The sequence below is a fragment of the Mesorhizobium sp. WSM4810 genome (genome assembly GCF_055811235.1).
Window position 1 is genome coordinate 107,847 of the sequence record NZ_JBVVQV010000012.1, and the last position, 26,147, is coordinate 133,993.

Here is a 26,147-nt window from a genome sequence, read left to right on the forward strand (position 1 = left end):
CGGCAGGCGCCGCCGGGTCCGTTTTCATATTGCCGGGACGCATCTCATGACTTCTTACCGCAACTCCGATCCGCGGCCGCCGATCATGCAGGGGTCGCCGCCCAAGATGGTGCCGCCGAAGCTCAACTGGGATAGGGGACCCTGGAACCGGTGGGCGTTCCAGCACATCCGCGAAATCCTGCCGACCGTCGAAGTCTGGCGCGGCAATGGCCATCGCCGCCGGTTCGAGCGAGCCGAAGTCGATCTCGATGCGCTGCCGGTGGGCGGCAGCACGGGGCAGCCTTCGACGCTGGCCGGGCTGCTGGACGAAACCTATACGGATGGGTTCCTCGTGCTCAAGGATGGCAAGATCGCCTATGAGCGCTATTGCAACGGCATGACCGAGCGCACGCTGCATTTATCGCAGTCGATGGCCAAGTCGGTCACGGGCTCGGTGTTCGGCATACTCGCCGGGCGCGGCCTGATCGATCCCGCCATGCCGGTGACGACCTATCTGCCGGAGCTGGAAGCTACCGGCTGGGCCGGCGCCAGCGTGCAGCATGTGCTCGACATGACGTCCGGCGTGCGTTTTTCCGAGGAATACACCGACCGCTATTCCGATATCGGTCAGGTCGATGTCGCCAGCGGCTGGAAACCGGTGCCGCCAGACAGCGACCCGGCCTTCGAGTGGCCATCGCATATGTTCGAATTGATCCTGCGGCTCAAGGAGACAAGCCGGCCGCATGGCGCTGCGTTCGAATATCGTTCGATAGAGACCGACGTGCTCGCCTTCATCATGGAACGGGTGACCGGCAAGCGGCTGGCGCAACTGGTTTCGGAAGAACTCTGGCAAAAGCTCGGCGCGGATGAAAGCGCCTGCTTCACCGTCGACAGCGCCGGCTACGCCATCGCCGATGGCGGCTTCAACGCCACGCTGCGCGACTATGGCCGTTTCGGCCAGTTGATCCTCGACAATGGCGGCGGCGTCGTGCCGGCCGACTGGATCGAGGCGACGCGCACCGGCAGGCATGGACCGGACTTCAATCCCAGCCTGCCGCAAGGCAGCTACCGCAACCAGTTCTGGATCGAGGACCCGCGTTCGCGCGCGCTGATGTGCCGGGGGGTGTTCGGCCAGCTGATCCATATCGACTGGAACAGGAGAATGGTCGTGGTGAAGCTTTCGAGTTACCCCGATTTCACCAGCATCGCCTTTTCGGTGGCGACGATGAAAGCCGTCCACGCGATCGCCGCCGCGCTTGGCTAAGTGACCGTTTGGAAACTCTACTCTGGCGGCCATCTGATTTCGAAACGGACTCTAAGTTCCTAAAAACCGGAAGGAAAAGCTATGACCGGTAAGACCGCGTTCGGGACCAGACATGGCTTTGCCCGCAACAAGGTGCTGCTCGGCAACTGGCGCGAAAGCCCGTTCAGCCGGTGGTCGTTCCAGAATGTCGGCGAATTGGTGCCGAGCGCACGTGTCGCTGCAGCGTCAAGCGGCAGTGAGGCGCCGGCACAGGATCTTGATGGGCTGCTTGACGAAAAAATCGCGCTGACCGGCGGCGCCGAGACTGTTGCGGCCTTTCTCGGGCGCTCCGACACCGACGCGCTGACGATCACGAAAGCCGGCAAATTCGTCGGCGACTGGTTCGCACCGCATATGGAGTTCGGCGCCCGCCACATCATCTTCTCGATCAGCAAGTCGCTGACCGCCATTCTGGCCGGCATATTGGAAGGCGAGGGAGTTTTCGACCCGCAGGCGCCGGTGACCCGCTATCTGCCGGAAGCTGCCGGCTCGGCCTATGGCGATGCCAGCGTGCGGCATGTGCTCGACATGAGCGTCAGCCTTGACTTCGAAGAAGCCTATCTCGATCCGGAAAGCGCCTTTGCCCGCTATCGCCGCGCGACGCTGTGGAATCCGGGCGGCGGCACCGAAAGCCTGGCCGACTTCATCCTGACGCTGCAGCGCCTTGCCGAGCCGCATGGCCGGACGTTCCGCTACCGCTCGCCCAATTCCGACCTGCTCGGCATCCTGCTCGAGCGCGCGTCCGGCCAGCGCTTCGCCGAGTTGATGCACGAGAAATTGTGGCTGCCGCTTGGTGCAATGAGCGAAGCCTCGGTGACAGTCGATATGGCCGGCACTGCGCGCACGGCCGGCGGCATTTCGGCGACGCCGCGCGATCTGGCCCGGGTCGGCGAGATGATGCGGCAGGGCGGCATCGCCCAAGGCCGCCGCATCGTGCCGGAAGCCTGGGTGCGCGACACTGTCAGCACAGGCGGAGACACGGACGCCTGGCAGCGTGGCTCGATGGCGTTCCTCTTCCCGCAAGGCCGCTACCGCAACAAATGGTACCAGACCGGCGCGGCCAGCGGCGCTTTTTGCGGTATCGGCATCCACGGCCAGTGGCTCTACGTCGATCCCAAGGCGGAGGTGGTTATCGCCAAGATGTCGTCGCAGCCGGAGCCGGTCGACGAGCCGCTCGATGTCGATATGGTCACCTTCTTCGATGCGCTGAGCCGGATGGTCTAGCAGGGCAATCGTATCCGACTGGCAATGTCAGCGCTGCCCCTCATCCGCCTGCCGGCACCTTCTCCCCGTATACTGACGGGAGAAGGGGGCTGGCCGCCCCGCGGCGCTATTTTTTGCAACGCTGGTCGTTGGCGAAACCCTTTGCGAAGGCGTCTTTCTCCCCGTCACTATACGGGGAGAGATGCCCGGCAGGGCAATGAGCGTCTGAAGGGCACGGCAAATCCAGGCGTGGGCGCATTCTGCCATGCGAATTTCCAACGTGCTTTCCTGTGGAACTCTTGATCGGTCGAAAAGAGCGAGGTTGGCGGGGCGACGCTCTGCGCCTATGGTCGCCGCTCTTTTCGACAGGGCAGCAGGAACGACATGGCATCCGAGCGCATCGCAGCAATCATCGCAGCCGAGATCACGGCCCGGCCCGAACAGGCCGCGGCGGCGATCGGACTGCTGGACGAAGGCGCGACGGTGCCGTTCGTGGCGCGCTACCGCAAGGAGGTCACCGGCGGTCTGGACGACACGCAGCTGCGCCTGCTGGCCGAGCGCCTAGCCTATCTGCGCGAGCTCGATGCGCGCCGCGACACCATTCTCGGTTCCATTCGCGACCAGGGCAGGCTGACCGAAGAGCTTGAAACCAAGATCGCTGCGGCCGCCACCAAGGCGGAACTCGAAGACATCTATCTGCCCTACAAACCGAAGCGCCGGACCAAGGCCGAGATCGCGCGCGAGCGTGGGCTGGGACCGCTGGCCGAGGCTATCCTTGCCGACCGCGCGGCGGCGCCCAGCGAACTGGCGCTGGCCTACATCACTGAAGAGGTGGCCGACGCCAAGGCGGCGCTCGAGGGCGCGCGCGACATCCTGTCCGAGCAGTTCGCCGAGAATGCCGATCTGGTCGGCAGGCTGCGGAGCTACATGAAGGAACGCGCCTTCATGCGGTCGCGCGTCGTCGACGGCAAGCAGGAAGCCGGCGCGAAATTCTCCGACTATTTCGACCATGTCGAGCGCTGGGCCAATGTGCCGAGCCATCGCGCCCTGGCGATGCTGCGCGGCCGCAACGAAGAGGTGTTGTCGCTTGATATCGAAGTCGATGCCGACGACGCGTCGCCGGTGAAGCCGGTCGAGCGGATGATCGCCGATGCCTACGCCATCGGCCGCCAGCTGCCGGGCGACCGCTGGCTGATGGAGGTGGCGGGCTGGACCTGGCGCGTAAAGCTGTCGCTGCATCTGACGCTCGATTTGATGCGGGATCTGCGCGAGCGGGCCGAGGAGGAGGCGATCCATGTCTTCGCCCGCAATCTGAAGGACTTGCTGCTCGCTGCCCCGGCCGGCTCGCGCGCCACGATGGGGCTCGACCCCGGCATCCGCACCGGCGTCAAGGTGGCGGTGGTGGACGGCACCGGCAAGCTGCTGGCGACGACGACGGTCTATCCGCTTCCGCCAAGGAATGACGTGCGCGGCACGCAGGCCGAACTGGCAAAACTCATCCGCCTGCACAAGGTCGAGTTGATTTCCATCGGCAACGGCACCGGCAGCCGCGAGACGGAAAGGCTGGTCGCAGACATGCTGGCCGACATGCCTGCCGAGTCCGGGCCGAAGCCGCTCAAGGTGATCGTCAGCGAGGCGGGCGCCTCGGTCTATTCCGCCTCGGCAACAGCAGCGGCGGAATTCCCTGGCCTCGACGTGTCGCTGCGCGGCGCGGTGTCGATCGCGCGGCGGCTGCAGGATCCGCTGGCCGAACTGGTCAAGATCGAGCCGAAGTCGATCGGCGTCGGCCAATACCAGCACGACGTCGACCAGTACCGGCTCGGCCGCTCGCTGGAAGCGGTGGTCGAGGACGCGGTCAATGCCGTCGGCGTCGACCTCAACACCGCCTCGGCGCCGCTTTTGGCGCGGGTTTCGGGTCTTGGCGCATCGCTGGCCGAGGCGATCATTGCGCACCGTGACGCGGCGGGTCCCTTCGCCAGCCGACGTGACCTGTTGAAGGTCTCGCGCCTTGGACCCCGCGCCTTCGAGCAATGCGCCGGCTTCCTGCGCATTGCCAACGGCACCGAACCGCTCGATGCCTCGGCCGTGCATCCGGAAGCCTATGGCGTGGCGAAAAAGATCGTTGCGGCCTGCGGACGTGACCTCCGCTCGCTGATGGGCGACAGTGCCGCTCTCAAGGCGCTCGATCCGCATGTCTTCGTCGATGAGCGGTTCGGCCTGCCGACGGTGCGAGACATCCTGGCGGAACTGGAAAAGCCCGGCCGCGATCCGCGCCCCGGCTTCAAGACCGCCACCTTCGCCGACGGCGTCGACGACATCAAGGATTTGAAGCCAGGCATGCTGCTGGAAGGCACTGTCACCAATGTCGCCGCTTTCGGCGCCTTCGTCGATATCGGCGTGCATCAGGACGGGCTGGTGCATGTCTCGCAACTGGCCGACCGTTTCGTCAAGGATGCGCATGAGGTGGTAAAAGCCGGCGACGTGGTCAAGGTGCGCGTCGTCGACATTGACATCAAGCGCAAGCGCATCGGCCTGTCGATGCGCAGGGATGGTGACGGCGGTACACCGAAGCCGCGCGACAATGGCAACAGACCGGTGCCGCGAGCGCCGGCGCCGCAGCGCCAGCCGGAGCGGCCGGTGCAACAAGGCGCGTTCGGCGCCGCGTTGGCCGATGCGTTGAAGCGTAAGTAGCTACTTCTCCGGCGGCACATGGCGCAGCAGCCAGTCGCGAAAACTGGCGACCGGCGGATGGCCGCGCTTGTCATGCGGCACGACGAGGTAATAGGCGCTGCGGCTCTGCATCGGCCGGCCCGGCGCCGGCACCAACTGGCCCCGTTGCAATTCGCCTGAGATGAGGACCTGCGGCAGCAGCGCCACGCCGAGCCCGGCCATGCAGGCCTGGGCGGCGGTGCCGAATTGCTCGAACTGCATGCCGGGCCCGGTCGGTACGCTCAATCCCTGATGCTCGAACCACTCGGTCCATGCGCCGGGCCGCGTCGCCATATGCAGCAGTGGCAGGCGGCCGATATCGGCATGCGTGGCAATGGCGCGGCCAGCCAGAAATTCGGGCGAGACAACCGGCGCCACTGTCTCGCGCACCAGCAGCGTCGAGTCGGCATCGGGCCAGTCGGGCAGGCCGTAATGGATGGCGGCGTCGAGCCTCTCGCGGGCGAAGTCGAAGCGGCCGATGCGGGTGACGAAATTGATGGTGATGTCAGGGTTGCTTTCGACGAAATCCGGGATGAGCGGCATCAGCCAGCGTGTGCCGAAGGTTGGCAGGATCGCAAGGTTCAAGATGCCACTATGCCGATTGCTCATCAATCCAAGCGCTGCGTCGCGCAATTGACCCAAGGCGGCGCGCACCGCTTCGGCATAGATCTCACCGGCCGTCGACAGCCTGACATTGCGGCTGTCGCGTTCGAACAGCTGGCGGCCGAACTGATCCTCCAAAAGTCTAATCTGGCGGCTGACGGCGCCCTGGGTCAGATCGAGCTCCCTTGCGGCGGCGGTGAAGCTGCCCAGCCGGGCCACCGCCTCGAAGGCGGCAAGGGCGCTGATACCATGCAAAAGGCGGCGCTGCACGTTCATGATTCATTACTAACGCTCATTGGTTGGCGAAGCAATTTCGTTTGATTTTTTCGAACCGGAAGCCGATAAGCCCCCCAATTCATGTTGTTGTTTATGCATTGTCGTTATCCCAAAACCGCCGGACACCTTAGGGTCAGGCCCGAGGGCAAGCTTTTGGGCGACATGCAAGAGCTGGGAGACCGAGGCCATGGCCGCCGACAAGAACGCATTCGTCTGGGATGATCCCTTCCTGATCGAGGACCAGCTTTCGGAAGACGAGCGGATGGTGCGCGATGGCGCAGCGGCATTCGCCGCCGACAAGCTCGCTCCGAGAATCGAGGAAGCCTATCTCGAGGAAAAGACCGATGCCGGGATCTTTCGCGAGATGGGCGAGGCGGGTCTGCTCGGCATCACCATTCCGGAAGAATATGGCGGGCTCGGCGCCAACTACGTCACCTATGGCCTGGTGGCGCGCGAAGTCGAGCGCATCGATTCGGGCTATCGCTCGATGATGAGTGTGCAGTCGTCGCTGGTGATGTATCCGATCCATGCCTATGGCTCGGAGGCGCAACGCAAAAAATACCTGCCGAAGCTGGCGTCAGGCGAATGGATCGGCTGCTTCGGGCTGACCGAGCCGGATGCTGGTTCCGACCCTGGCGGCATGAAGACGCGCGCTGAGAAGACGGCGAACGGCTACAGGATCTCGGGCTCGAAAATGTGGATCTCCAACGCCCCGATCGCCGACGTGTTTGTCGTCTGGGCAAAGTTGTCCGACAAGAGTGGGGGCGCGCAGGACAATGAGATTCGCGGCTTCGTGCTGGAAAAAGGCATGAAGGGGCTGTCGGCGCCAAAGATCGACGGCAAACTCAGTCTCCGCGCGTCGATCACCGGCGAAGTGGTGATGGAAGGCGTCGAGGTCGGTGAGGACGCGCTGCTGCCTGACGTGTCGGGCCTGAAGGGGCCGTTCGGCTGCCTCAACCGGGCGCGCTACGGCATTTCCTGGGGGGCGATGGGCGCGGCGGAAGATTGCTGGCACCGGGCCCGCCAATATGGCCTCGACCGCAAGCAGTTCGGCAAGCCGCTGGCCGGCACGCAGCTGTTCCAGAAGAAGCTCGCCGACATCCAAACCGAGATCGCGCTGGGGCTGCAGGGCAGCTTGCGGGTCGGGCGCCTGATGGATGAGGGCAAGATGGCGCCGGAGATGATCTCGATCGTCAAGCGCAACAATTGCGGCAAGGCGCTCGACATCGCCCGCCAGGCCCGCGACATGCATGGCGGCAACGGCATCCAGATCGGCTACCACGTCATGCGCCATGCGCAGAACCTGGAAACGGTCAACACCTATGAGGGCACGCATGACGTGCATGCGCTGATCCTCGGACGGGCGCAGACCGGATTGCAGGCGTTTTTCTGAGCCGGCCCCGAGGCCAGCAACGCTGCTTAAATTAGTTGCACCGCAACATCTCTGCTTGGAGAATGGCCAGCATTTGTGTCAGGGTTCGGCGAGTTCGTTTGAAACGCCGACTTTCGGGGTCCCATGGCAATTCTGGCAGCCGTCTACCACCTGACCCATTACAAATATGACCGGCCGGTCGTCCTCGGCCCGCAGGTCATCAGGCTGCAGCCGGCGCCGCATTCCCGCACCAAGGTGCTCAGCCATTCGTTGAAGGTCGGGCCGGCGAACCACTTCGTCAATCTGCAGCAGGATCCCTACGGCAATTTCCTCGCGCGCTTCGTGTTTCCGGAACCGGTGACGGAACTGAAGATCGAGGTCGACCTCGTCGCCGACATGACGGTCTACAACCCATTCGATTTTTTCGTCGAGCCGGCGGCCGAGACCTTGCCGTTCGAATACCCGGAAGAGATCAGCGCCGATCTCGCCATCTACCGGACGCCGGAACCGGCTGGACCGCTGCTGTCGGCGTTCCTGCAAACCATCGATCGCCACCCAACCAATACCGTCAATTTCGTCGTCGACCTCAATGCCCGCCTGCAGCGCGAGGTCGCCTATATCGTGCGCATGGAAACCGGCGTTTTTTCGCCGGAGGAAACGCTGGCCGCCAAGAAAGGCTCGTGCCGCGATACGAGTTGGCTGCTGGTACAGATCCTGAGGAACCTCGGCATCGCCGCGCGCTTCGTTTCCGGCTACCTGATCCAGTTGAAGCCCGACCTCGTCGCGCTTGACGGACCGCCCGGCACCGCCGTCGACTTCACCGATCTTCATGCCTGGTGCGAGGTCTATCTGCCGGGGGCCGGCTGGATCGGCTTCGACCCGACCTCCGGCCTGCTCACCGGCGAAAGCCATGTGCCGCTGGCGGCCACGCCGCATTTCCGCAACGCCGCGCCTATTTCCGGCATGGCGAGCTTCGCCAATGTCGAGTTCGGCTTCGACATGCGGGTCGACCGCATCGCCGAGCACCCCCGCATCACCAAGCCATTCTCCGACGAAAGCTGGCAGGCGCTTGACGCATTGGGCAGGCAGGTCGACGCCGCGCTCGAAGCCGGGGACGTGCGGCTGACCATGGGTGGCGAGCCGACCTTCGTGTCGATCGATGATTTCGAGGCGGAGGAGTGGAACACCGCCGCCGTCGGCCCGACAAAACGCGAAAAGGCCGATGCGCTGATCCGCCGGCTGCGTGAGCGTTTCGCGCCGGGCGGCTTCCTGCACTACGGGCAGGGCAAGTGGTATCCGGGCGAAAGCCTGCCGCGCTGGACCTTCTCGCTGTACTGGCGCGCCGACGGCGAGCCGGTGTGGAGCGACCCGTCGCTGATCGCGCGGGAGAACAGCGAAGCAGATGTCGGGCCGAAGCAGGCTGAAAGCCTGCTGACGGCGATTGCCGATGAACTCGGCATCGACAAGTCAATGGTCAGCGAAGCCTATGAGGACCCGGCTGAGTGGCTGCTCAAGGAAGGCAAGCTGCCGGACAATGTCGATCCGTCCAATTCGAAGCTGGACGACCCCGAGGAGCGCAGCCGCATGGCGCGGGTGTTCGAACGCGGCCTGACCAAGCCGTCGGGCTATGTACTGCCTGTCCAGCGCTGGAACAGCCAGGCGTCGGGACCGCGCTGGCGTTCGGAGAAGTGGAAGACGCGGCGCGGCAGGCTGTTCCTGGTGCCGGGCGATTCACCGGTCGGCTACCGCCTGCCGCTCGGCACGCTTCCCCATGTGCCGCCGGCGCAGTTCCCCTACATCGTGCCGGTCGATCCTTCGCTGCCGCGCGGACCATTGCCGGCGCGCGAGGCTATTTTGCCTGAAGCCGCTTCTTTGCCGGAGGCTGCCCCGGCCGAACTTGAAGGCGCTGACGAAATGGCGCGCCGCCAGCAGGCGGCGTCCTTCACCGCAGCGACCGGCCAGCAGGACCGTGTCGAACAGGAGATTACCGAGATCGGTGGCGCGGTGCGCACCGCGCTGTCGGTCGAGCCGCGCGACGGACGGCTTTGTGTATTCATGCCGCCGGTCGAGGCGCTGGAAGATTATCTCGAACTTGTCGCGGCGGCCGAGAACGCGGCAAAGGCTATCGGCCTGCCGGTGCATATCGAGGGCTACGGTCCGCCACACGACCCGCGCCTCAACGTCATCCGCGTGGCTCCGGATCCCGGCGTCATCGAGGTGAACATCCATCCGGCTGCGAACTGGCAGGACTGCGTGGCGACGACCACAGCGATCTACGAGGAGGCGCGGCAGACGCGGCTTGGCGCCGACAAGTTCATGATCGACGGCCGTCATACCGGCACCGGCGGCGGCAACCATGTCGTCGTCGGCGGCGCAACACCCAACGACAGTCCGTTCCTGCGCCGCCCCGATTTGCTGAAGAGCCTTGTCCTGCAATGGCAGCGCCGTCCGTCGCTGTCCTATCTGTTCTCAGGCCTGTTCATCGGCCCGACCAGCCAGGCGCCGCGTTTCGACGAGGCGCGCCACGATTCGCTGTACGAGCTTGAGATCGCCATGGCGCAGGTGCCGCATCCGGACAGTGGCAGCGCCCCGTTGCCGTGGCTGGTCGACCGGCTGTTCCGTAATCTGTTGACCGACGTGACGGGGAACACCCACCGTTCGGAAATCTGCATCGACAAGCTGTTTTCGCCCGACGGCCCGACCGGCCGGCTGGGGTTGGTCGAGTTCCGCGGCTTCGAGATGCCGCCCAATGCGCGCATGAGCCTGGCGCAGCAATTGCTGGTGCGCGCCATCATCGCCCGCGCATGGAAGAACCCGCTCGATGGCCGCTTCGTGCGCTGGGGCACGTCACTGCATGACCGTTTCATGCTGCCGCATTATGTATGGGCTGACTTTCTCGACGTGCTTGACGACCTCAAGCTGAACGGCTTCGAGTTCCGTCCCGAATGGTTCGACGCGCAGCTTGAATTCCGCTTCCCGTTCTGCGGCGAAGTCCAGCATGCCGGCATCAAGCTGGAGCTGCGGCAGGCGCTGGAGCCGTGGCATGTCATGGGCGAGCAGGGCGCGATCGGCGGCACCGTGCGCTTCGTCGATTCCTCGGTCGAGCGGCTGCAGGTGAAGACCGAAGGGCTCAATCCGGAACGTCATGCGGTCGTCTGCAACGGCCGCATCGTGCCGATGAAGGTGACCGACTCCAGAGAGATCGCGGTGGCCGGCGTCCGCTTCAAGGCCTGGCAGCCGTCATCGGGGCTGCATCCAGCACTGCCGGTCAACACGCCGCTGGTCTTCGACATCTATGATCGCTGGTCGGGCCGGGCGGTCGGCGGCTGCGTCTACCATGTCGCGCATCCCGGCGGGCGCAGCTACGACACTTTCCCGGTCAACGGCAACGAAGCGGAGGCGCGGCGGCTCGCCCGCTTCGAGCCGCGCGGCCATACGCCGTCCGCCTACGTGCTGCGCGGCGAACAAGCCTCTGAGGATTTCCCGATGACCCTTGACCTGCGGCGGCCTGCAAGACTCTGATCAGCCATGGCAAAGGGGAATCACCAGGAAATACGAGGCAGGCCGCATAATTTGCTGGAGCACTACCAGCCGATCGACGGCGTCGTCGACGAGATGGTCGATGCATCAGGCAATCCCCGTCCGGTCTGGAAGGAGTTCATCGAGGCGCTGGAAGATCTGGGGCCTGAAAAGCTCGCCCAGCGCTTCGCCCGCGCCGACCAGTATCTGCGCGACGCCGGCGTCTATTACCGTCTCTACGATCAGGCCGGCGCCCATGAGCGCGAATGGCCGCTGGCGCATGTGCCTCTCCTGATAGAGGAGCAGGAATGGGCCGCGATCAGTGCCGGCCTGGTCCAGCGGGCCGAGCTGTTCGAGGAAACGATTGCCGATATCTACGGGCCGAACCGCCTGGTCGAGAAAGGCATCCTGCCGGCGGGGCTGATCGCGGCCAGCCCGGAATATTTGCGCCCCGTCGTCGGCACCAGACCGGCCAGCGGCCATTTCCTGCATTTCTGCGCTTTCGAGCTCGGCCGTGGACCGGATGGCCGCTGGTGGGTGCTGGGCGACCGCACGCAGGCGCCGTCAGGCGCCGGCTTTGCGCTGGAAAACCGCGTCGCCACCACGCGTGCGCTGTCCGACATCTATGGCGAGATGCATGTGCACCGCCTTGCCGGCTTCTTCCGTCGCTTTCGCGACGCGCTTAACCGCATGGCCAAGGCATCAGGCGGCCGTGTCGCCATCCTGACGCCGGGGCCACTCAACGAAACCTATTACGAGCATGCCTATATCGCCCGCTATCTCGGCATCATGCTGCTCGAAGGCGAGGATCTGACCGTCTCCGGCGGTCGATTGATGGTGCGCACGGTTTCCGGGCTGGCGCCGGTCAGCGTGCTGTGGCGACGGCTCGACGCCGCCTTCGCCGATCCGCTGGAACTGCGACCGGATTCGCAGATCGGCACGCCAGGGCTGGTCGAGGCGATCCGCCGGGGGGCTGTTTCAGCCGTCAACGCGCTCGGCTCCGGGCTAATGGAAACGCGGGCGCTGTTCGCCTTCCTGCCAAAAATTTCGCGCGAATTGCGCAACGAGGAGCTTCTCTTGCCAAGCGTCGCGACATGGTGGTGCGGGCGGGACAAGGATCGTGACCATGTGCTGGCCAACCTCGACCGCATGGTGATCGGCCCGGCGCTGTCGACGCGGCTTGCCTTCGAGGATGACGATTGCACCAGGCTGGGCTCGGCGCTGGTTGCCGGGGAACGGGCCGAACTGATAGCCCGGATCGAACGCGACGGCGGCGCCTTCGTCGGACAGGAAGCAGTGACGCTTTCGACCACGCCGGTCCATGTCGGCGGCCGGCTGGAGCCGCGGCCGGCAGCCTTGCGCGTCTATCTGGCGCGAACGCCGGAAGGCTGGACGGTGATGCCCGGCGGCTTTGCCCGTGTTGGCTTTTCGCTCGATCCGACGGCTATCGCCATGCAGCGCGGCGGCCAGGCGGCGGATGTATGGGTGGTCAGCGACAGGCCGGTGGAGCGCGAGACGCTGCTGCCGCAGGAGCACGACAGTTTCATCCGCACCTCGCCAGGCAGCCTGCCCAGCCGCGCTGCGGAAAACCTGACATGGCTCGGCCGCTATATCGAGCGATCGGAAGACACGGTGCGCATCCTGCGCGCCTATCACGTGCGGCTGGCCGAGGCGTCCGACCCGGACATGCCTTTGCTTGCCGATATCAGAGACCATCTCGAACCGTTCGGCATCGACGTCGCAGCGGCGATCCCGCCGGGGCTGATCGCAACGCTGGACAGCGCCGTTTACAGCGCCGGGCAGATCCGCGACCGCTTCTCGCCCGACGGCTGGCTGGCGCTGAACGATCTGTCGAAGACCATCCATCAATTCGCGACAACGGTGGCGCCGGGCGATGATGCGACGCGGGCGATGACGGTCATCCTGCGCAAGCTCGCCGGGTTTTCCGGCCTGCTGCATGAGAACATGTACCGCTTCACCGGCTGGCGCTTCCTGGAGATCGGCCGGCGGCTGGAACGCGGCATCCAGATCGCCCGCACGCTTGCCCGGCTGACCGGGGCTGCGGCGCCCGAAGGCGCGCTCGACATGATGCTGGAGATCGGCGACAGCGTGATGACCCACCGGCGGCAGTATCCGGTGCAGGCTGGCAGGCGCACGGTGATCGACCTCTTGGTGCTCGATCCGCTCAACCCGCGCTCCATCCTGTTCCAGCTCGAGCGGCTGAAGGCCGAAATCGCGCTGTTGCCTGCTGTCGGCAGCGAGGGGCATATGTCGCCGGCGGCGAAAGAGATATTGCAGCTCAATACGGCAATCGCCATCAAGGAGCCCTCGGACATGACGGCGAAGGCCCTGGACGATCTCGCCACCGAGATCGGCGGCCTCTACAACAGCCTCGCCAAGGCCTATTTCGGCTAAGGACGGGACCCGGAGGCTGGCATGCTCTACGACATCAGACTCAATCTGCGTTACGACTATGATGCTGCAGCCGGCGGCGGCCGCCATCAGGTGCGCGTGCTGCCGCCGACGATATCGGGCGTGCAGCGGGTGATCGCCGCTTCGCTGTCCTTCGCGCCGACGCCGAGCGAACGCTCCGACTTTTCCGATTTCTTCGGCAACAATGTCACGTCGATCGCCTTTCGCGATGCCCATGATGCGCTCGACATCAGGATGAGCGCGCGCGTCGCCGTCTCGCGGCCGGAACCCGGGCTTGACGTGTCGCCCGACATTCGCCGGCTGCGGAGCCAACTCGAAGCGGTGCGTTCGCTGTCGCCTGATACACCGCATCACTTTCTGGCCGCCAGCGACCATGTCGGCATTGACGCTGATATCACGGGGTATGCGCGGAGCAGTGCCGGCAGTTCTGTCGTCGGTACCGCCATGGACCTGTGCAACCGCATTCGTCGCGATTTCACCTACGATGGCGAGGCGACCACGGTGCAGACCCGGGCGAGCGATGCTTTCAGCCTGAAGCGGGGCGTCTGCCAGGATTTTTCGCACATCATGATCGCCGGCCTGCGCGGCCTCGGTATCCCCGCCGGCTATGTCAGCGGCTTCCTGCGCACCATTCCGCCGCGCGGAAAACCGCGATTGGAAGGGGCCGACGCCATGCATGCCTGGGTCAAGGTGTGGTGCGGGCGCGACACCGGATGGCAGGAATTCGATCCAACCAACGGCATGCGGGCAAGCAATGACCACATCACCGTTGGCCACGGCCGCGACTATTCGGATGTAGCGCCGATCGTCGGCGTCCTGAAGACGACGGGCGGACAGGTCGGCGAGCAGGCTGTCGACGTCATTCCGGTCGTGCTGGAAAAGGCATGACGGCAAGCGAGGCCGCAATCGATTTGTAGGCGCCGAAGGTAGACAGAGAGACGGCCCCTCGAACGCACATGCGGTGCGCTGACATCATTCTGAAAGCCACACGCGGAACCAGCAGCCGTTCCTGCGCTTATCTACGGGAAATTTCTCGTGGAGAGGACATGCTGGACAAATCCGGATCGTCGACTGGCCGGTCGGCTGCCAAGGAGGGTGCACCAAAAAACGGGGCGCCGAAGAATGGCGGAGAGGCCTCGGCCGATCGAGCCTCGCTCACCTATGTCACCGATACCGAGCCCGGTATCCGCCGTTTCAGGACCGGCAGGGGATTTTCATACAAAGGACCTGACGGGCAGGGCGTCGACGAGAACACCATGGCCCGCATCAAGGCGCTCGCCATCCCACCGGCGTGGACGGATGTGTGGATTTCGCCCGTTGCTGACGGTCACATCCAGGCGACCGGCCGAGACCGGCGCGGACGCAAGCAATATCGCTACCATCCACAATGGGCCGAGGAGCGCGACGGCGTCAAATATTCGAGCCTGGTTGCCTTTGCAGAGAGTCTGCCTGAACTGCGACGCCAGATCGACGCCGATCTGCGCCGTCACGGCCTGCCGCTGGAACGCGTTGTCGCCGCTGTGGTCTGGCTGCTCGACAACACGATGATCCGCGTCGGCAATGCTGCCTACGCCCGCGACAACAACAGCTTTGGGCTGACCACGCTGCGCGACCGCCATGTCAACATCAGTGGCTCGAGCCTGCGTTTCGCTTTCAAGGGCAAGTCCGGCAAGGAGTGGAAGCTGAAGCTCGTCGATCGCCGGATCGCCAGGATCGTGCGCGGGGCGCAGGATCTGCCGGGCCAGAAGCTGTTCCAGTATCTCGACGAGGACGGAAGCAGGCGACCAATCCGCTCCGACGACGTCAACCGCTATATCAGGGAGACGGTGGGGGCCGATTTCAGCTCGAAGCATTTCCGAACCTGGGGCGGCACCATCCATGCTGCGTCGCTGTTTGCGCAAACCGAACGACCCGAAAGCCAAGCACAACAGAAGCGGGTGATGAACGGCGTCATCGACAACGTGGCCGAGCGGCTGGGCAACACGCGCGCCATCTGCCGCAGCTGTTATATCCACCCACAGGTTTTCGAAGCCTGGTCCGAAGGTCGGCTGCTCGGCGAAATGGCGGATGCGAACAAGCGGAAGCGATCGATAGCCGGCCTTGATGATGAAGAAGCCGTCGTTCTGAGATGGCTGAAGGCGCAGGAAAGCTGAACCGACCAGAGCAACCAAAGGCCTTCATTGTGCTGGCAGGACGTGATTTTTTTATCGACGTTGTGTCGGGATCGGTCCTACTGTTTCGTCCTTTGACAGAGAAAAGGACACACCCATGCTCTACGCAATCCTCTGCTATGCCTCCGAAGACGTCGTCTGCTCGTGGAGCAAGGAACAGGACGATGCCGTCATGGAAAAACTCCTGGGCGTGCAGGAAAAATACGCTCGGGCCGGCCGGCTTGGCCCGGTGGCGCGGCTGCTGCCGACGACCGCAGCGACAACGCTGAGAAAGGTCAAGGGCGAATCGGTCGTCATCGATGGCCCGTTTGCCGAGACCAAGGAACAGTTCCTCGGCTTTTACACACTCGAATGCTCCGATCTCGACGAGGCCGTCGACTTTGCGCGCGAGCTTTCCGAGGTGAACCCGAGCGGCGGCTCCTACGAGATACGGCCGGTTTCGCTCTTCAATCCCGCCAAGGTTTCAGCATGACCGACCTTACCTGGATCAGCACAGCGATCAGCACCGCCCGCCCACAGGCGATGGGCGCGCTGTTGCGCTACTTCCGCGATCTCGACGCGGCGGAGGAAGCTTTCCAGGACGCTTGCCTGCGAGCTCTGAAGAACTGGCCGACAAACGGCCCGCCGCGCGATCCGGCAGCCTGGCTGATCTTCGTTGGCCGCAACAGCGGCATCGACGCGGTGCGCAAGCGTGCCAAGCAGGCGCCGCTGCCGGAAGAGCACCAGATCTCCGATCTGGAAGATGCCGAGACCGATATCGCCGAACGGCTGGACGGCGCGCACTACCGCGACGACATAATGCGGCTGCTGTTCATCTGCTGTCATCCCGACCTGCCGGCGACGCAGCAGATCGCCGTGGCGCTGCGCATCGTTTCAGGCCTGAGCGTCAAGCAGATCGCCCGCGCCTTTCTCGTCGGTGAAAGCGCGATGGAGCAGCGCATCACACGTGCCAAGGCGCGCATCGCCGATGCCGGCGTGCCGTTCGAGACGCCCGGAGCGGTTGAGCGCTCCGAGCGGCTCGCCGCGGTTGCCGCGATGGTCTACCTGATCTTCAACGAGGGCTATTCGACCAACAGCGGCGAGGCGCCGGCCCGCGCGCCGCTCTGCGAGGAGGCGATCCGGCTGGCCCGGCTGCTGCTCAGGCTGTTCCAGACCGAGCCGGAGATCATGGGCCTGACGGCGCTCTTGCTGCTTCAGCATGCGCGTGCGCCGGCGCGGTTCGACGAGAACGGCGAAATCGTGCTGCTCGAAGACCAGGACCGCAGCCTGTGGAGCCGCAAGATGATCGACGAGGGGCTGGCGCTGGTCGACAAAGCGCTACGCCACCACAAGCCCGGTCCCTACCAGGTGCAGGCGGCAATCGCCGCCCTGCATGCGCGCGCGGCAAGGCCCGAGGACACGGACTGGAACGAGATCGAGCTGCTCTACAGCCTGCTCGAGCAGATGCAGCCGTCGCCGGTGGTGACGCTGAATCGCGCCGTCGCGGTCGCCAAGGTCCGCGGGCCGGAAGCCGCACTTGCCATGATCGAGCCGCTGGAACAAAGGCTTTCCGGCTATTTCCATTTTTTCGGCCTCAAGGGCGGACTGCTGATGCAGCTCGATCGTGGTGAGGAGGCGCGCATCGCCTTCGACCGCGCCATTGCGCTTGCCAATACGGCCGCCGAGGCCGCCCATATCCGCATGCATATCGACCGGCTGATGAAGGAAGGCGCCGTGCGGGGAACCGCGCAGACAGCGCGCTGAGACGACTCGCTGGTTCAACGGTCTGCCTTTGGTTTAGACCATGCCGGGGTGGCGATTTTTCCCTGAAACGAGTAATGCCACGCCATGACAGCGCCTGATGTGCCGATCGGCGCAGGGACGGCATGGCACACGGGTGCATGTCGTTGTCCCAAAACCGCTGCGCACCCTCGGGTCGGGCCCCAGGGCATGCTTTTGGGCGACATGCATTATGAGCGATGGGATCTGAAAGGGAAAGAAAATGACGATTGCGAACGAAACAGCCGGGCTGCTGGCGAAACTGGGCGTTGCCGAGGCTGCGCTTTCAGGCGGCGATCTCATCGTGCGCAGCCCGGTGACGGGTGAGCAGATCGCCGCGCTGAAGACGATCTCACCGGCCGATGCGGCAGAGACCATCGACAGGGCGCATAAAGCCTTCCAGGCATGGCGGCTGATGCCGGCACCGAAGCGCGGCGAGCTGGTGCGGCTGCTAGGCGAGGAACTGCGCGCGCACAAGGCAGAGCTTGGCCGGCTGGTGTCGATCGAGGTCGGCAAGATCCCGTCCGAAGGGCTCGGCGAAGTGCAGGAGATGATCGACATCTGCGATTTCGCCGTCGGCCTGTCGCGGCAATTGTACGGCCTGACCATCGCCACCGAGCGCCCGGGTCATCGCATGATGGAAACCTGGCACCCGCTGGGCGTCGTCGGCGTGATTTCGGCCTTCAACTTCCCGGTCGCGGTGTGGTCGTGGAACGCCGCGCTGGCGCTGGTCTGCGGCGACGCGGTGGTTTGGAAGCCGTCGGAAAAGACACCGCTGACGGCGCTCGCCTGCGAGGCGATCTTCAAGCGTGCGGCTGAACGTTTCGGCGATGCTCCGGAAGGCTTGATTTCGGTGCTGATCGGCGATCGCGCCGTCGGCGAAATCCTGGTCGATCATCCTGATGTGCCGCTGGTTTCGGCCACCGGCTCGACCCGCATGGGCAGGGATGTCGGTCCACGGCTGGCGAAGCGTTTTGCCCGCGCCGTGCTGGAGCTCGGCGGCAACAATGCCGGCATCGTCTGCCCGACGGCCGATCTCGACATGGCCTTGCGCGCCATCGCCTTCGGCGCCATGGGCACCGCCGGCCAGCGCTGCACGACGCTCAGGCGCCTGTTCGTGCATGAGAGCGTCTACGACCAACTCGTTCCGCGCCTGAAAAAGGCCTATGAAAGCGTCTCTGTCGGCAATCCGCTGGAGACATCAGCGCTGGTCGGACCGTTGATCGACAAGGCAGCCTTCGACAGCATGCAGAACGCGTTGAAGGAAGCCGCCGCTCAAGGCGGCAAGGCCACCGGCGGCGTGCGAGTCGAGAACGGCCTTCCCGACGCTTATTACGTTCGTCCGGCGCTGATCGAGATGCCCAAGCAGGTCTCGCCGGTGACGGAAGAGACCTTCGCGCCGATCCTCTACGTGATGAAATACTCGGACTTCGACGCCGTGCTCGACGAGCACAATGCGGTCGGAGCGGGGCTGTCGTCGTCGATCTTCACCCGCGACCTGCAGGAATCCGAGCGCTTCCTCGGCGTCGACGGGTCCGACTGCGGCATCGCCAACGTCAACATAGGCACGTCGGGGGCCGAGATCGGCGGCGCCTTCGGCGGCGAGAAGGAGACCGGCGGCGGCCGCGAGAGCGGTTCCGACGCCTGGAAGGCTTACATGCGGCGCGCCACCAACACGGTGAACTATTCCAAGGCGCTGCCGCTGGCCCAAGGCGTGTCCTTCGACATCGACTGAGAACGCCAGGGCTCGTTTCGTGGCAGCACCGAGCCCGGGTGGCTCTATAGGGCGGCTGATGTGGCCCAGCCCATGTCGTTGAAACGTCATCCGTGCCGACCCATATGCGCATTGCGTCGGATGTTTTCCTCCCATTGCGTCCGGCGCGTTCCCCTCTGGAGGTTTTGAACCTTCATGCCTGGCCGGACCTTAACAGTCCGGCCTTTTTTTCTTTTTGGCCGCCCTGTGAAGCTGCGCTGCCGCGAGCGAGCTGTAAAAACCGCCGTAGGTCGGAGCATCCACGCCCGGCAGGCCGTGGTGCTGGCAGCCCGGACGGGCGCCCACCGGCATAACAGCCCACTGAGCGCGTAATGTCCCGACCATTTTCGTCACACTCGACAGCGGCTTGGCAGTAGGGGTGCGGCAACCGAAGCTGCCATTTCGTCAAAGAATCCACTAGTCTCGCTTGGTTTGCGAGACGGCGAGAGATGCCCGACCTGAAACAGATGCCCGATATGAGACAAATGAGATTGATCGGCATCGTGGCCGCGACGGCGATCGGTCTGTACATCTGCTACCGCCTGGCATTGCCTTTTTTGCCCGCATTGACCTGGGCTCTGGTGTTGGCAATCGTCCTGCATCCGGCTCATCGACGGGTCGAGGAAAGGCTCAGGAATCAAAATCTGGCTGCATTGATGTCGGTCAGCATCGCGGCGGTGGCGGTCGGCCTGCCGCTCGTCTTCGTGGCACAGCAGCTTGTTGGCGAGGCGGTAAACGGCGCCACCTACATGGAGGAGGTCATCCGGGGCTGGAACACAGATGCCTTCCTGTCGGGCTATCCCAGGCTTTCGGCGGTTGCCGGATGGATCGAGAACCAACTCGATCCGGCCGGCACGGTCGCCGCATTTGTACAATGGCTGACGGGACAAAGCACATCGCTGCTGCGCGGCTCGATCAACCAGGCCGTGATGTTCGTGCTGACATTCTATCTGCTGTTCTATTTCTTGCGGGACCGTGAACCGGCCCTGCGCGGGATCGAGCGTCTGTCGCCGCTGCGCGCATCGGAGATGGCATATTTGCTGTCCCGCCTTGCCGAGACGGTGCATGCGATCCTGATAGGCACCGTGCTCATCGCCGTCGTGCAAGGAACGCTGGGCGGTCTGATGTTCTGGTGGCTCGGCCTGCCGACTCCGGTCTTCTGGGGCCTGGTAATGGGGCTTCTTGCCATCGTGCCGGTGCTTGGCGCATTCCTGGTCTGGGTGCCGGCAGCGATCTATCTCGCGCTGGAAGGGGCTTGGGCGAGCGCAGCGATCCTGACCGTCTGGGGCGGCGGCGTCGTCGCCGGCATCGACAATCTGCTCTATCCGATGCTTGTCGGGAGCCGGCTGCGGCTCCACACAGTGGTCGCCTTTATCGGCGCGATCGGGGGCATCGTCCTTTTCGGAGCATCCGGGCTTGTCCTCGGCCCTGCGGTGATCGCGGTCACCGTCAGCCTCATTGACATCCTCAAGAAACGATTGAACGACCAAACCGGGGCGGAACTGACGCCAAAGCGCGACACAAAGCCATCACGGCAGTCGAGAGCCGCGACTGGTCGTGAGTAAGCACCGCCACGCGCCGCCGTGGAAGGCTGTATCGCTCGAAGGGTGCGGGTGGACAGTTTCCCGTTCGTCGTCCCATTATCGATGCCAGGCGTTTGGTGAGTTGTGGAAGCATGAAGATTGCATGCGTTGTAGGCGGCGGGTTCCTCTTTTATCGAGTACATCCGCGCCTTGTTGGAGAGCCAAATGCAAGAATTCCTTCTTTTTGCGATCGTAGGGTTTTTAGCTCAGGCTGTGGACGGCGCTCTCGGCATGGCCTACGGCGTGATTTGCTCGACAACACTACTGGGGTTCGGCGTGTCTCCTGCACATGCTTCGGCTTCAGTTCACGCGGCCGAGCTGTTTACCACGGCGGCCTCGGGTTCGGCTCACCTCTATCACCGCAATATCGACTGGAAGCTTTTCTGGCGGCTGATGCCGTTTGGCGTGCTCGGCGGCGTTCTCGGCGCTTTTGTGCTCACCTCGTTTGAGGGGGCCATCATGAAGCCTTATGTGACCACATATCTTGCGCTCGTCGGAGGTTGGCTCCTGTTCCGTTCCTTCCGACGGATACCAAGCAAGCCGGTCCCTGCAGCCGCGGTGCCTCCGCTTGGGCTTGGTGGTGGATTTCTCGATGCGGCAGGGGGTGGCGGATGGGGACCCATCGTGACGACGGGCCTTCTCGGTTTTGGCGGGACGCCCCGCTACGTGATTGGCACGGTAAATGCCACCGAGTTCCTTACCACGCTGTCGGTGTCCCTGACCTTCCTGTTTGCGTTATTGACCGGCCATTGGGCGGAGGCAGGAGCGCTGGCAGAAAATCTGATCGCCGTTGCCGGCTTGGTCCTTGGCGGGGTGATCGCAGCGCCGATGGCCGGATTGATGGTGAAGTCGATCGCAGAAAAGACGCTTCTCAGGCTCGTTGGCACTCTCATCATACTGCTTGCGGGCTGGCAAACCGCGCAACTCTTCGAATTGGTGTAACAGAGGCACATCGACCGTGCCGGAGACAAAAACTCAATTCCCAAATGGAACGAAGAGGCGCCGTTGTTGTTGGATGCCTTGGACAACCGGAGGCCGAGTCGATGAGAAAATTGGTTGCAGCAACAGGATTGGCGCTGGCGGTCGCGATGCCTGCGGCGGCGCAGGACGCCGCGACCGCGAAAGCCGAATTCGTCAACATGGCTGGTGAGAAGAATGGAACGGCCACGCTGACCGAGACGGCGCAGGGTGTGCTGATAGAGTTGGAGGTGACGGGACTGCCGGCGGGCGAATTGGTTGCGTTCCATGTTCATGAGACCGGAAAGTGCGATCATCAGACCGGCCATGACTCGGCCGGTGGGCACTTCAATCCGACGAATGCCGAACATGGATATCTCGCCGAAAAAGGCCCGCACGCGGGCGATATGCCAAATCAGCGGGTCGGCGCCGACGGCGTTTTGCGTGCCCAGGTTTTCAACAGCATGGTCAAGCTGGATGGTGGAGAAACGGCGATACGAGGCAAGGCATTGATGATCCACGGTGGACAGGACGACTACAAAAGCCAGCCTGCCGGTAATGCCGGAAAGCGTCAGGCCTGTGCCGTGATCGAGTGGAAACCCCAAGGGAAGTAGCCGACATGATCTGACCGGCGCTCCAGCTCGGCGGCCAGGCAGATGGTCGGAGCCTCTGGCACGGGGACAACCCAGACGGTAAGCTCGCGCGCCTGCAGAGGAATTGACGACGCAGCCATTGCGCCGAAGTTGGCCTTCATTTTGCGACTGCCGGATGATTGCATGAACGTTACTTCTCCTATGGGTATGCCCGCCACGGGCCTTGCCCGGTCAGCCATTTCCGCCCGGGGCCTGGTCAAAACCTTCGGCAAGCTGCGTGCCGTCGATGGTATCGATCTAGATGTACCGCGCGGCATGATTTTCGCCATCCTGGGTCCGAACGGCGCCGGCAAGACAACGCTGATGCGGATGCTTGCGACGCTGTCGCGCCCCGACGCCGGCTCCGCGACCGTGATGGGGCACGATGTCGTGCAGGCCCCGCACGAGGTCCGTGCGGCAATCGCGATGACCGGGCAGTTCGCTTCGCTCGACGAGGACCTGACGGGCCGGGAGAACCTCGTCCTGCTCGCCCGACTCTGGGGTTTTCGCGGTCGCGCCGCGAAAACCCGCGCGGACGACCTGCTCGCGGCTTTCGGCTTGTCCGAAGCGGCGACGAAGCAGGTGAGGGACTATTCGGGTGGCATGCGAAGGCGGCTCGACATAGCCGCCTCGCTGATCGTCACGCCGGGCGTGCTGTTCCTCGATGAGCCGACCACAGGCCTCGATCCGAACGCCCGAAAAGATGTCTGGGGCATGATCCGCGGCCTCGCCGAGGCCGGCGTCACCATCCTGCTCACCACGCAATATCTCGAAGAGGCCGATCAACTCGCGGCACGCATCGCCGTCATCGACCACGGCCGGAAGATTGCCGAGGGCACCAGCCGCGAATTGAAGGCGGCCACAGGCTCCGGGTTTCTCCATGTAGCGCTCGCCGATGTCGCGCGGCTGGACCAGGCGGCGTCGATCCTGGAACGCCGGCTGGAGCACCCTGTCCAGCGCAGTGCCGAGGGCGCGGAGCTCTCCGTCCTTGCCGGCACGGCGAAGGCCGCCAATGAGGCGCTGGCCGACCTGGTCGCTGCCGGCATCGAACTGTCGGATTTCTCCATGGGCCAACCCAGCCTTGAGGAGGTCTTCTTCGCGCTGACGGGCCAGCCGAGCCTGGGTGTAAGCCCGAAGGACGACAAGCCATGATCGACACAACATCCCTGCAGCGGCTGCAAAGGGTCGCCCGACCGAAGACCCCATCAGCCCTTTCCAATGCGCTGGTCTTCGGATGGCGCGCGGTGCTGAAATTCAAGCATGTGCCGGAGCAGCTGTTCGACCTGGTGATGACTCCGATCATGTTCACGCTGCTGTTCACCTTCGTCTTCGGCGGCGCGCTCGCCGGTTCGCCTGGCGAATACCTGCAGTTCTTCCTGCCCGGCATCCTGGTTCAGACCGTGGTGTTCAACGCAGTGTATTCCGGCATGGGATTGTCGACCGACCTCGGCAAGGGCTTGTTTGACCGCTTCCGATCGCTGCCGATCTGGTCGCTGTCTCCATTCGCCGGCCTGATGGTGGGCGACATCCTGCGCCATTTGATTGCCGCGTCTATCATCCTCGCCATCGGGCTGATTCTCGGCTACCGGCCGGAAGCGGGCGTCCTCGGCGTGCTTGCGGCGTTCGCCATGCTGATCGCCATCGGGTTCGGCATGGGCTGGGTATTCATCGTGCTCGGCCTGCTGATCCGCACGCCAACCACAGTGATGACGCTCGGCTTTACCTTCCTGTTCCCGCTCGTCTTCGCCTCCAACATCATGGTCGACCCCGGAACCATGCCGGACTGGCTGCGGGACTTCGTCGAAGTCAACCCGGTGTCGCTGATGACGACGGCGCTGCGCGGGTTGATGGGTGGCGGGGCGACACTCAGTCAGGTCGTCCTCGCCCTGATCGCGCCGGTGGCGCTGACCGCGATCCTGGCGCCGACGACATTGTGGCTGTATCTCAGAAGGTGAGACGAGCAGCGGGGAGGTGTCCCTACGCGACATGCACCGTGCGCTGCCTCGGCTTGATCGCGGTGGCGAGCAGCAGGCCGGCGACGATAAAGGCGGCGCCGGCGAGGTCGTAGTCGTGCAAGCTTTCCCCTAGGAAAAGGTAAGCGAGCACGGCGACGAAGACAGTCTGCAGATAGAGCAGCATGCTGGCGCGCCCGGCGCCAAGCGTCTCGACACTGCGATTGTAGAGGTAATACATCAGAGCGCCGCCCGGGCCAGCGACATAGGCGAGTGCCAGAAGGCCGTTCGCATGCAGCGCCGACCGCTCGCCGGAAAACAGCTCCCAGAGATAGAGTGGCAGTGCGGCCAGCGCGCCGGCGCCCAGCAACAGGACCACCGTCGGCAGCAGTTCGATAGCGAATTTGGCGCGACGCAGCAGCACGGTGTAGAGACCCCAGCAAAACGCGCTGCCGACGATCCACAACTCGCCGGGATTGAACTGGAGCCGCATCAGCGCGGTAAGGTCGCCGCGCGCCACGATCACCACCATCCCGACCAGAGCGAGCAGCGCGCCAAGCGCCTTCCAGACGCCGAGGGGCTCGCCGAGCACGAAGCGGGCAAGCACCATGGTCATGATCGGCGACAGCGCCATGATGATGCCGGCGGTGGTCGCGTCGGTGTAATTGAGGCCCGTGTAGATCATGCCCTGACACAGGGTCAGCCCGATAGCGCCGATGGCCAGCACCTCGATCGCCCGTGACTGGAGCAACGCGAGCATCGCCCCGTGATGATGATGGACGATAGGCAGCAGGATCGCGCAGGCGAGCGCCAGCCGCCAGAAGCAGAGCGCCCAAGGCGGCATCTCGGGGGCAACCCACTTGGCTGCGATGTAGACGCCGGCGGACAGGAGCCAGCAGAGCGTCGCGGTGGAATAGGCGAGTGGAAGCGATGCGTCGGCTGCCGTCTTGGCTACGCCAGTATGGGCTATCGGCAGCGCTTGCATGCCCGTCTCCTCCCACCGCCGATCTTAGCAAGATTGCTGCGTCTTGCCAAAAGCAACGTCAGCTATGTCACCAATCGATGTGCGGCCTGCTCGAGCCCAACATCGTCGATGATGGGCGCATGGCGGATACCGACGTATCTTCATCGCGCTGACGCGTGCCGATGCAGCGCCGGACAGGATCGCCGATTTAGATCTGGTCCGCGGTGGTGTGCGGCTGTCTCACCAGCTCGGTTTGCCACGTCGACAAAAACGGTTCAAAACCGCTGCGGAAAACCGAGCGGAAGATGGCGTCCTATGACGCCAAGCCGATCTCTGCTACCGGCTCGCTCATTCTTCCGGTGCACCTGTCGGCTCGTATTCGCTGGCGTCGAACACGTGGTGGTGAACGCGTCCGGTGAACATTTTCAGCAGCTCGCCGGTAACTTGGCGGCTTTCGGACCGGATGGGGGACTGAAGCGCCAATTCGCACGCCGCCATATCCGGATAGCGGATGGCCAGCGCCATTGCGAAGGCCGGGGCGCCTTCGTCGCGGATAGTTCCGTCGAGGATGCGGATTTCCTCGGCTCCGGGAAACTGCGTCCAGAGCGGGACAAGCCGGTCTTTCACGAACTGGCGGAACTCAGCTTCCCTGCCGCTATGGATTTCGCCTTCGAAGAGCGCGTATCGGATGATCATGGTTTCTCCGGTGTTTCGGCCTGCAACATTTCCGGTGCGGCCGCGAGGCCGCGCGACCGCCGGATCGGTTGAGGTGGGCTGCTGTGGCCGGGTGAGTCGTAGCGGGGGGGGGGTGGCCCACAGGGCCCGAACCCAGGGGGGGGAAACATTGGCCCCAAAATTTTTTTTTTAACCTTTTTTCTTTCCCCCCCCCAAACCCTGGGGGCCCCCCTAATGGGGGCCCGCCGCCGCAGAGCGCTGCGGCCGCATCGTCAAGAGCTTCCTCTCGATGGTCCGCCTGCATC

19 protein-coding genes are annotated in these 26,147 nt (G+C 64.1%); 16 read left to right on the forward strand and 3 right to left on the reverse strand.

The features are described 5' to 3' along the window. Positions 1-46: 46 nt before the first annotated feature. The 3 genes from AC0L3O_RS18775 to AC0L3O_RS18785 all read left to right on the forward strand — a co-directional run bounded on the left by AC0L3O_RS18775 (position 47) and on the right by AC0L3O_RS18785 (position 5,176). Positions 47-1,243: a serine hydrolase domain-containing protein gene (locus AC0L3O_RS18775; protein WP_287259377.1), complete on the forward strand. Its 1,197-nt coding sequence runs from the start codon at positions 47-49 to the stop codon at positions 1,241-1,243. 81 nt (positions 1,244-1,324) lie between these two features. After that, positions 1,325-2,506 carry a serine hydrolase domain-containing protein gene (locus AC0L3O_RS18780; RefSeq protein ID WP_473616271.1) on the forward strand — a complete coding sequence of 394 codons (1,182 nt, stop codon included), beginning with the start codon at positions 1,325-1,327 and terminating at the stop codon, positions 2,504-2,506. Positions 2,507-2,869: 363 nt separating this feature from the next. Further along, positions 2,870-5,176, forward strand: a complete 2,307-nt coding sequence (locus AC0L3O_RS18785) for a Tex family protein (RefSeq protein ID WP_473535922.1) — start codon at positions 2,870-2,872, stop codon at positions 5,174-5,176. Here the strand turns inward: AC0L3O_RS18785 and AC0L3O_RS18790 are convergent, their stop codons facing one another. Beyond that, positions 5,177-6,073 carry a LysR family transcriptional regulator gene (locus tag AC0L3O_RS18790; RefSeq protein ID WP_473535923.1) on the reverse strand — a complete coding sequence of 299 codons (897 nt, stop codon included), beginning with the start codon at positions 6,071-6,073 and terminating at the stop codon, positions 5,177-5,179. A 187-nt stretch (positions 6,074-6,260) separates the two neighbouring features. On the opposite strand from AC0L3O_RS18790, the gene AC0L3O_RS18795 reads away from it, so the two are divergent. The 13 genes from AC0L3O_RS18795 (at position 6,261) to AC0L3O_RS18855 (ending at position 24,206) form a co-directional block, all read left to right on the forward strand. After that, positions 6,261-7,466, forward strand: coding sequence for an acyl-CoA dehydrogenase (locus AC0L3O_RS18795; protein WP_473535924.1), 1,206 nt, complete (start codon positions 6,261-6,263; stop codon positions 7,464-7,466). Positions 7,467-7,589: 123 nt separating this feature from the next. Further along, positions 7,590-10,967 (forward strand): transglutaminase family protein, encoded by a 3,378-nt coding sequence (locus AC0L3O_RS18800; RefSeq protein ID WP_473616272.1) that lies wholly within the window; start codon positions 7,590-7,592, stop codon positions 10,965-10,967. 6 nt (positions 10,968-10,973) lie between these two features. Next, on the forward strand, positions 10,974-13,379 hold the full coding sequence (locus AC0L3O_RS18805) for a circularly permuted type 2 ATP-grasp protein (RefSeq protein ID WP_287227766.1): 2,406 nt from the start codon (positions 10,974-10,976) through the stop codon (positions 13,377-13,379). A 21-nt stretch (positions 13,380-13,400) separates the two neighbouring features. Further along, entirely contained in the window at positions 13,401-14,285 is an 885-nt protein-coding gene (locus tag AC0L3O_RS18810) for a transglutaminase family protein (RefSeq protein WP_128173728.1), read from the forward strand. 158 nt (positions 14,286-14,443) lie between these two features. Further along, a complete protein-coding gene (locus tag AC0L3O_RS18815; RefSeq protein ID WP_473616274.1) occupies positions 14,444-15,550 on the forward strand; it encodes a DNA topoisomerase IB in 1,107 nt (368 codons plus the stop codon). A 115-nt stretch (positions 15,551-15,665) separates the two neighbouring features. Continuing rightward, positions 15,666-16,040: a YciI family protein gene (locus AC0L3O_RS18820; protein WP_473535926.1), complete on the forward strand. Its 375-nt coding sequence runs from the start codon at positions 15,666-15,668 to the stop codon at positions 16,038-16,040. Continuing rightward, positions 16,037-17,311 (forward strand): RNA polymerase sigma factor, encoded by a 1,275-nt coding sequence (locus AC0L3O_RS18825; protein ID WP_473535927.1) that lies wholly within the window; start codon positions 16,037-16,039, stop codon positions 17,309-17,311. Before AC0L3O_RS18820 ends, AC0L3O_RS18825 begins: the two co-directional genes overlap by 4 nt. 238 nt (positions 17,312-17,549) lie before the next feature. Next, positions 17,550-19,061, forward strand: a complete 1,512-nt coding sequence (gene amaB / locus AC0L3O_RS18830; protein ID WP_473535928.1) for an L-piperidine-6-carboxylate dehydrogenase — start codon at positions 17,550-17,552, stop codon at positions 19,059-19,061. A 503-nt stretch (positions 19,062-19,564) separates the two neighbouring features. Beyond that, on the forward strand, positions 19,565-20,644 hold the full coding sequence (locus tag AC0L3O_RS18835) for an AI-2E family transporter (protein WP_245277612.1): 1,080 nt from the start codon (positions 19,565-19,567) through the stop codon (positions 20,642-20,644). Positions 20,645-20,827: 183 nt separating this feature from the next. Continuing rightward, positions 20,828-21,604, forward strand: a complete 777-nt coding sequence (locus AC0L3O_RS18840; protein ID WP_023798004.1) for a sulfite exporter TauE/SafE family protein — start codon at positions 20,828-20,830, stop codon at positions 21,602-21,604. A 101-nt stretch (positions 21,605-21,705) separates the two neighbouring features. Next, a complete protein-coding gene (locus AC0L3O_RS18845) occupies positions 21,706-22,233 on the forward strand; it encodes a superoxide dismutase family protein (protein WP_473535929.1) in 528 nt (175 codons plus the stop codon). Positions 22,234-22,395: 162 nt separating this feature from the next. Then, positions 22,396-23,403, forward strand: a complete 1,008-nt coding sequence (locus AC0L3O_RS18850; RefSeq protein ID WP_473616275.1) for an ATP-binding cassette domain-containing protein — start codon at positions 22,396-22,398, stop codon at positions 23,401-23,403. After that, positions 23,400-24,206 (forward strand): ABC transporter permease, encoded by an 807-nt coding sequence (locus tag AC0L3O_RS18855; protein WP_128168918.1) that lies wholly within the window; start codon positions 23,400-23,402, stop codon positions 24,204-24,206. Before AC0L3O_RS18850 ends, AC0L3O_RS18855 begins: the two co-directional genes overlap by 4 nt. A gap of 22 nt (positions 24,207-24,228) precedes the next feature. Here the strand turns inward: AC0L3O_RS18855 and AC0L3O_RS18860 are convergent, their stop codons facing one another. Continuing rightward, positions 24,229-25,188, reverse strand: coding sequence for a DMT family transporter (locus AC0L3O_RS18860; RefSeq protein ID WP_473535932.1), 960 nt, complete (start codon positions 25,186-25,188; stop codon positions 24,229-24,231). 327 nt (positions 25,189-25,515) lie between these two features. Beyond that, positions 25,516-25,863 (reverse strand): hypothetical protein, encoded by a 348-nt coding sequence (locus AC0L3O_RS18865; RefSeq protein ID WP_473616276.1) that lies wholly within the window; start codon positions 25,861-25,863, stop codon positions 25,516-25,518. Positions 25,864-26,147: the final 284 nt, after the last annotated feature.

Coding starts and splice junctions, on each gene's coding strand:
- AC0L3O_RS18795 (WP_473535924.1), top strand. CDS start 6,261: ATGGCCGCCGACAAGAACGCATTCGTCTGGGATGATCCCTTCCTGATC.
- AC0L3O_RS18840 (WP_023798004.1), top strand. CDS start 20,828: ATGCAAGAATTCCTTCTTTTTGCGATCGTAGGGTTTTTAGCTCAGGCT.
- AC0L3O_RS18790 (WP_473535923.1), bottom strand. CDS start 6,073: ATGAACGTGCAGCGCCGCCTTTTGCATGGTATCAGCGCCCTTGCCGCC.
- AC0L3O_RS18810 (WP_128173728.1), top strand. CDS start 13,401: ATGCTCTACGACATCAGACTCAATCTGCGTTACGACTATGATGCTGCA.
- AC0L3O_RS18845 (WP_473535929.1), top strand. CDS start 21,706: ATGAGAAAATTGGTTGCAGCAACAGGATTGGCGCTGGCGGTCGCGATG.
- AC0L3O_RS18780 (WP_473616271.1), top strand. CDS start 1,325: ATGACCGGTAAGACCGCGTTCGGGACCAGACATGGCTTTGCCCGCAAC.
- AC0L3O_RS18800 (WP_473616272.1), top strand. CDS start 7,590: ATGGCAATTCTGGCAGCCGTCTACCACCTGACCCATTACAAATATGAC.
- AC0L3O_RS18865 (WP_473616276.1), bottom strand. CDS start 25,863: ATGATCATCCGATACGCGCTCTTCGAAGGCGAAATCCATAGCGGCAGG.
- AC0L3O_RS18805 (WP_287227766.1), top strand. CDS start 10,974: ATGGCAAAGGGGAATCACCAGGAAATACGAGGCAGGCCGCATAATTTG.
- AC0L3O_RS18850 (WP_473616275.1), top strand. CDS start 22,396: ATGAACGTTACTTCTCCTATGGGTATGCCCGCCACGGGCCTTGCCCGG.
- AC0L3O_RS18820 (WP_473535926.1), top strand. CDS start 15,666: ATGCTCTACGCAATCCTCTGCTATGCCTCCGAAGACGTCGTCTGCTCG.
- AC0L3O_RS18825 (WP_473535927.1), top strand. CDS start 16,037: ATGACCGACCTTACCTGGATCAGCACAGCGATCAGCACCGCCCGCCCA.
- AC0L3O_RS18860 (WP_473535932.1), bottom strand. CDS start 25,188: ATGCAAGCGCTGCCGATAGCCCATACTGGCGTAGCCAAGACGGCAGCC.
- AC0L3O_RS18775 (WP_287259377.1), top strand. CDS start 47: ATGACTTCTTACCGCAACTCCGATCCGCGGCCGCCGATCATGCAGGGG.
- AC0L3O_RS18835 (WP_245277612.1), top strand. CDS start 19,565: ATGAGATTGATCGGCATCGTGGCCGCGACGGCGATCGGTCTGTACATC.
- amaB (WP_473535928.1), top strand. CDS start 17,550: ATGACGATTGCGAACGAAACAGCCGGGCTGCTGGCGAAACTGGGCGTT.
- AC0L3O_RS18785 (WP_473535922.1), top strand. CDS start 2,870: ATGGCATCCGAGCGCATCGCAGCAATCATCGCAGCCGAGATCACGGCC.
- AC0L3O_RS18855 (WP_128168918.1), top strand. CDS start 23,400: ATGATCGACACAACATCCCTGCAGCGGCTGCAAAGGGTCGCCCGACCG.
- AC0L3O_RS18815 (WP_473616274.1), top strand. CDS start 14,444: ATGCTGGACAAATCCGGATCGTCGACTGGCCGGTCGGCTGCCAAGGAG.